This is a genomic window from Clostridium sp. chh4-2, assembly GCF_002899675.1.
Taxonomy (GTDB): Bacteria; Bacillota; Clostridia; order Lachnospirales; family Lachnospiraceae; genus CHH4-2.
Genome location: NZ_PKUU01000047.1, coordinates 1 through 6,084, shown reverse-complemented (window position 1 = coordinate 6,084; position 6,084 = coordinate 1). Strand labels below are relative to the sequence as shown.

The window sequence follows — 6,084 nt, the reverse complement described above, 5'->3', positions numbered from 1 at the left end:
GTTTCTAAGGCGCCCTTGAGCAGCGAAGTCATAAAGAGTTCACTGCGAATGGCGCCGGCCTGCCTTGTTCTGTCCTTACGGGCCTTAGTTGTTCTTAGGGGCGAATCCCGAATCCGATCCGGCTGCATCTTCCTTCCCCGGCCCGGACGGCCCCTCCGGCCTTCGTCTTCCGGCTCCGCCTTCCGATTCCGGGCGTACCCCAGACTAATTTAAGCCCTGCCAACCATTTCTCCGTATTCTTCCTTTTCTTTTTTAATAAATTCCTTCACCTGCTCCACGTTAGGCATATCTGCTGAGCATCCGTGGCTGGCAACCAGCATGGCGGCTTCTGCGCTTCCCATCTCCAGCGCATCCATCATATCCATTCCTTCCAGCACGCCGTACAGGAAGCTTGCCGCATATCCGTCGCCGCCGCCAAAGGATTTTAACGCTTTAACCGGGAACGGCTTGATGGAATAGTGTTTTCCATCCCGGGTGTATGCTGTGGAGCCTTCTTTTCCATGTTTGATCACCACGATTTTTGCATTCTGCTTATGGGTCCAGTAATCTGCTGAGGTCTGGTCTGTTCCGTCCAGTCTCAGGAAACGTTCGGTCAGATCATATTCCTCTCTGGAGCCCATGATAATGTCCGCATCTTTTGCCACTGCCGAATAATAGATTGCGATTTCGTCCTCACTCTTCCAATTATATGGGCGGTAATCGATGTCAAATACGATCGGGGTATTGGTTTTCTTGGCAAGTGCCGCCGCTTTTAAGGAAGCTTCTCTGGACGGGCTCTGTGCCAGGGCAGTTCCTGAGATTAAAAGCATCTTGGCAGATGCGATATAGCTTTCTTCGATATCCACAGGGTCTAAGGACAGGTCTGCTGCCTGATTGCGGTACATTAAAATGCTGCTTTCGGTTGGGGAGAGGATTTCGGTAAAGGTCAAGCCGATCTTCTCTCCGTGTTCGCACCGGAAAATGTGGGAAGTATCGATTCCTTCATTATTAAAATAGTCAATTGCAAAATCTCCAAACTGGTCATCCGAAACACGGGAAAAGAAGCCGCATTTCTTGCCCAAGCGGGCGAGGCCCACCGCCGTGTTGGCAGGTGATCCTCCTATGTATTTTTTGAAACTATGGCTTTCACCAAGTGTTTTAAAATAATCGATTGGGTTGAAATCAATGGCTACACGGCCTAAAAGGATCATATCATAAGTTCTTGTTTCATCAAATGTAATGATATCTTTAATTAAATCTGACATTTCATTTCCTCCATTTTATATACTGGTATCTGATATAATGCAGCTGTTACCTGGTTTTTATCAACACAGCCCTATGCTGTAAAGAATAATTGATAAAATAAGACCGCATAACGGAATCGCCGCATTGGTTACGAACATATAGAAGTAACTGTCTTTCATCTCTGTTTTCGCAACGCTGTTTGCCAAAACAATACCGGATGAGTGAGGCATTGCGTCCAGGCCGGAACATGCAATACATGTGATCCTATGCATAATCTGTGCATTTAAACCGGTTTGAATCATGTAGTCCGCCAGGGTATTCCAGAAAATCGTGATGCCGCCGGAAGCGGAACCTGTGATGGCGCAGATCACATTGATCGCCACGCAGGCAAACAGAATCGGATTCATCTGCAGGCTCAAAATCCAGTTGGTAAAGGAACCGAATGCCGGCGAAGCGGTTACAACCCCGCCAAAGCCCATGATTGCAGAAGTAACCATCAGAGAGTTAAATCCATTTCCCATTCCGGAAGCGATTGCATTTTTCACATTAAATTTATCGTGGAATAGCACGACGCCTACCAGACAAGCCAGGGCCATGGCCGTAACCACTGCGAAGTTTGAAGGACTTAATAATTTCATCAGCGCAAATGCTGCCACAACCAAAACTACGATCGGCGCGAAGGACATTCCTACAGGTGGAAGGCCGGCCAGCATCTTTGCATCGTTAATATCCACGATCACATCATCCGCTGCAGGAACGAAATGTTCTCCTTTTGCGGCACATTTTTTAATGCAGTGTGTCAGGAACAGATAATCCAGCAGGAATACGAACAGCCCTCCCACAATACCGATAACCGGCGCCGCATAGATGGTGGTTCCCAGATATTCGGTAGGAACCAGATTAGGCACTGACGGAGAACCCGGGAAAAATGTCATACACGTGGTTCCTGCCATACAGATCGACATAGCCGGAAACAGCTTCTTCGGAATGTCGGCCTCTTTAAATAACGCCATACAAAACGGATACATGGTGAACATGATGACGAATACGCTGATTCCGCCGTATGCCAGAATCGCCGTCGTGATGAGAACGATCAGCACAATCCGCTGTTTTCCCAGTTTTCCTACAATAAAATTGGAAATGGATGCGGCCGCGCCGGATTCTTCCATAATCTTACCAAATGTCGCCCCCAGAATCAGCATTAAAAACCAGGTTCCTGCAAAGTTTTTAAATGCCGTGGCGTAGGCTTCCGCAAGCCCGTTCCAAATCCCCATACCGTTACATACAATCACTACTAATGCAGCCGCGATCGTTACCAGACCCATGTGCCACCCTTTATAGGTCAGATACATCAGCACCGCTAATCCAAGAAATACTCCGATTACCCCTATCATAACATTATTCCTCCTGGTTTTATAATTCCTTTAATGATTTTTCATTATTAAATACGTAAATGTGTTTCTTTACATTTTCAAAAACTCCCTGAACCCCTGAAGCGGATAAGCCAAAATAATTTCCGTCCGGGTTCTTCTCCAAATACTCTTTATCCGCCTCTGTCAGTGCATCAAAGCTGGCTGTGGCGATATTGATCTTTCTTATGCCGTGCTGGATGGTCTTACGGAATTCCTCAAATGAAATCCCGCTTCCTCCGTGAAGAACCAGCGGCACAGGAACCCTTTTATGAATCTCCTCCAACACGTCAAACCGAAGTTGGGGAACCGACGTGTAATGGCCATGGGCATTTCCAATGGCGACTGCCAAAGCATCCATTCCCACCTCTTTGAAGTATAACTCTGCGTCTTCCGGATTGGTATAGGAAACTGCTTTTTCACCATTTCCTTCATTCCCGCCTACAGCTCCAAGTTCAGCTTCCAGCGACGCCCCATATTGGCCGGCCAGAGCTTTTATCTCTTTTGTTCTCTCGATGTTCTCCTTCAAAGAATACTCTGAGCCGTCGAACATCACTGAAGAAAATCCAAAATCCAGCGCCTGTTTTATCACCTCCACAGAAAGTCCGTGATCCAAATGAACCGCAACCTTCACTTTAGCATCTTTTGCCGCCTGAACCATCATAGGGGCCATCAGGTTTAACGGAGAAGCCTGCAGCCGTTTCTCCGCAATCTGAAGAATAACCGGTGTATCCATGGTTTCTGCCGCCCGTATTGCTCCGGCTACCATCTCCATATTCCCCACATTGAAACCGCCCACAGCTTTTTGGGACTGTAATGCTTCATGCAGCAATTCCTTCATCGTTACAAGCATATCTTCACCTCACTTTTTAATTATGTGTTGAGTATATTTGAATTATCTTTTGGTTAATTCTTGATTATATATTAGTTCCATCTTTGTCAAATGTCAATACCCTAATACAAATTTGTTATATTTTTATAATTTACAGATCATCTTTTGTACAAAAGCACCAGTCAAACGCTTTACAGCACTATTTCAGCACAAAAAAAACAGCAAAACAGGAGATTTTACGCTCCTGCCTCACTGTTTCTATCGTTTCACCTGGTTATATCCGCTTTTTCTGCCACCAGCCTTAGGCATTTTCATTCCACAGACTCGAATAAATCTTCAGAATATCACCTTTTTCCAGTTCTTTCCTGGTATTGGACGGACTGCCAGATTCAAGGGCATCGTCAGCCATCTTATCCATCACGCGGAAAAATTCATCTTTATCAATTCCATACTCAGAAAGAGTCGGAATTTCCAATTCTTTGCACAAATCCACCACCTGACCCAGGAATTTTTCCGCAGCTTCCCGATCGGAATCCCCGTCTTCTGCCGCGCCAATGGCCCTGCCAAGGTCTGCAAAACGGCAATATGCGCCGTCCATCACATAACTAAGGCAGGCTTCCAGCAGCATCGCATTCGAAATGCCATGGGCCACATGAAATAAAGCTCCTATTGGGCGGGACATGCCATGTACCACAGTAACCGACGAATTATTAAATGATACGCCAGCTTCAAATGCCGCCAGCGACATTTCTTCTCTGGCTTTCTTGTCGGTTCCATCATGAAAACAGGCCGGAAGACTTTTAAATATGCGCTTTACAGCAGAAACCGCATATAGATCCGACAAGGGATTCGCTTTTCTGGAGGTGTAAGCTTCAACCGCATGGGTAAGCGCATCCAAGCCGGTTGCCGCCGTGATCTTAGGCGGAGCAGTCATCGTAAAAACAGGGTCCGCTATGGCGATATCAGGCATCAGCACGCCGCCCTTTAAAAGCATTTTTACATTTTTTTCCGTATCCGTGATGATCGTAAACTGAGTTGCTTCTGATCCGGTTCCCGCAGTCGTAGGAATGGCAACCATCGGAGGGGTGGCGCCTTTTATCTCCCGGCCCATGTAGTCGGATATCTTTCCGCCGTTACCGGCGAGAGCGCCCACAGCTTTCATCGAATCGATGGGACTTCCTCCGCCGACTGCAATTAAAAAATCGCACTCTTCTTCCCGGTACACAGACAATCCTCTCTCTATCATCCGATCTGTTGGTTCACCGGTTATATCCTGATACACCGCATAGTTTACCTTAATTTCATCCAATATATCCGTAAGTATCCTGACGTTGCCCAACTGAACCATTACCTGATCCGTAACAATAAGAGCCTTGCTGCCCAAATTCTGAAGGGCCGGACTGCTCATCGCCAAAGCCCCCTCTCCCATAAAAATCCGTTGCGGCATGATAAACTGACAAGCCATAGCGCTTATACCTCCTCTGATTGATTGTTTTTGATTATATTATGGTTAATTTATGATTATATTTTAGCACTTTTTGATGCAATGTCAATATTACAAATGACATTTGACCTATTTTTGATAATATTTTCAAAATATCCATTGCCGTTTTTAGTTATGAAATGATATACTTTAGATAACATTCAAGTTTAAATTGGAGGAAATTCATGAGAGTACAAAGAATTGATCAAATTGAAGAATATATCATAGAGAATAAAACGGCCACTTTAGAAGAACTCTGCGAAAAGTTCGACATTTCCAAAAATACGATCCGCCGGGATATCAACGAACTGGTGAGGCGGGGAAATATTGAAAAGGTTTACGGCGGAGTCACCGTAGTGGAAAAAAAGACGGGTGAATATGCCGGCCTCGTCTCCTATAATGAACGCAACATTAAAAACCACGAGATCAAAGACCGCATCTGCCGGCTTGCGGCAACCTATATCACCAGCGGAGATTCCATATTCATCGATACGGGAACCACCACAATTAATATCATCGACTACATCGAAGATAAGGAAAATGTAACCATCATAACAAACAGCATAGAAGTAGCCCATAAAGCGCTGTCCTATCCCATGCTGCGCCTGATTGTACTGCCCGGAGTTCTAAATCACAAAACCGCGTCTTTGGTGGGTTCCAGCTGTATTGAATCCCTGAAGAAATTTAACATAAAAAAATCCTTTATGGCCTGCACCTGTATTTCTTTGACAAATGGGGTTTCCAATGCGACTCATGAGGAATATGAAGTAAAAAAAGAGGTGCTAAAAAGCAGCGGCGAATGCTATCTCCTGGCCGACCACACAAAATTCAACCAGACATCCCTGTGTACATTCGGAGAACTGCAGGACTTCAATTATATTTTGACAGATATTACACCTTCTCCGGAATATCTCGATGTCTTCAAAAAACACGGCATCCATTTAGGGGTTACTGAAAATAAAATCTTTATTTAATTAACTAAGATACGCCGGAAAGAAGGGGGAACCTGGGCGGGCAGCGGAAATCATAAGGAATAGGGGATTCGAGTTTCGACCCTAAGAGGTACTAAGGCCGCCAGAAACGGAAAAAGGCAGAGCGGCGCCCATTCGCAGTGAACTCCTGATGACTTCACTGCT

At 45.6% G+C, this 6,084-nt stretch carries 6 protein-coding genes; 1 reads left to right on the top strand and 5 read right to left on the bottom strand.

Annotated elements, in window-relative coordinates:
- Window positions 1-94 precede the first annotated feature (94 nt).
- The 5 genes from C0033_RS27740 to C0033_RS26575 all read right to left on the bottom strand — a co-directional run bounded on the left by C0033_RS27740 (window position 95) and on the right by C0033_RS26575 (window position 4,930).
- A complete protein-coding gene (locus C0033_RS27740) occupies window positions 95-223 on the bottom strand; it encodes a hypothetical protein (protein ID WP_278320789.1) in 129 nt (42 codons plus the stop codon).
- Window positions 210-1,244 (bottom strand): 5-dehydro-2-deoxygluconokinase, encoded by a 1,035-nt coding sequence (gene iolC, locus C0033_RS26590; RefSeq protein ID WP_103230879.1) that lies wholly within the window; start codon window positions 1,242-1,244, stop codon window positions 210-212. Before iolC ends, C0033_RS27740 begins: the two co-directional genes overlap by 14 nt.
- A 60-nt stretch (window positions 1,245-1,304) precedes the next feature.
- Window positions 1,305-2,618, bottom strand: coding sequence for an SLC13 family permease (locus C0033_RS26585; protein WP_103230878.1), 1,314 nt, complete (start codon window positions 2,616-2,618; stop codon window positions 1,305-1,307).
- Window positions 2,619-2,637: 19 nt separating this feature from the next.
- Window positions 2,638-3,486, bottom strand: coding sequence for a ketose-bisphosphate aldolase (locus tag C0033_RS26580; protein ID WP_242984607.1), 849 nt, complete (start codon window positions 3,484-3,486; stop codon window positions 2,638-2,640).
- Between the two features lie 280 nt (window positions 3,487-3,766).
- Complete coding sequence (locus tag C0033_RS26575) at window positions 3,767-4,930, bottom strand: iron-containing alcohol dehydrogenase (RefSeq protein WP_103230877.1); 1,164 nt, start codon at window positions 4,928-4,930, stop codon at window positions 3,767-3,769.
- A 203-nt stretch (window positions 4,931-5,133) separates the two neighbouring features.
- Between C0033_RS26575 and C0033_RS26570 the strand changes: the two genes are divergently transcribed.
- On the top strand, window positions 5,134-5,922 hold the full coding sequence (locus tag C0033_RS26570; protein ID WP_103230876.1) for a DeoR/GlpR family DNA-binding transcription regulator: 789 nt from the start codon (window positions 5,134-5,136) through the stop codon (window positions 5,920-5,922).
- Window positions 5,923-6,084: the final 162 nt, after the last annotated feature.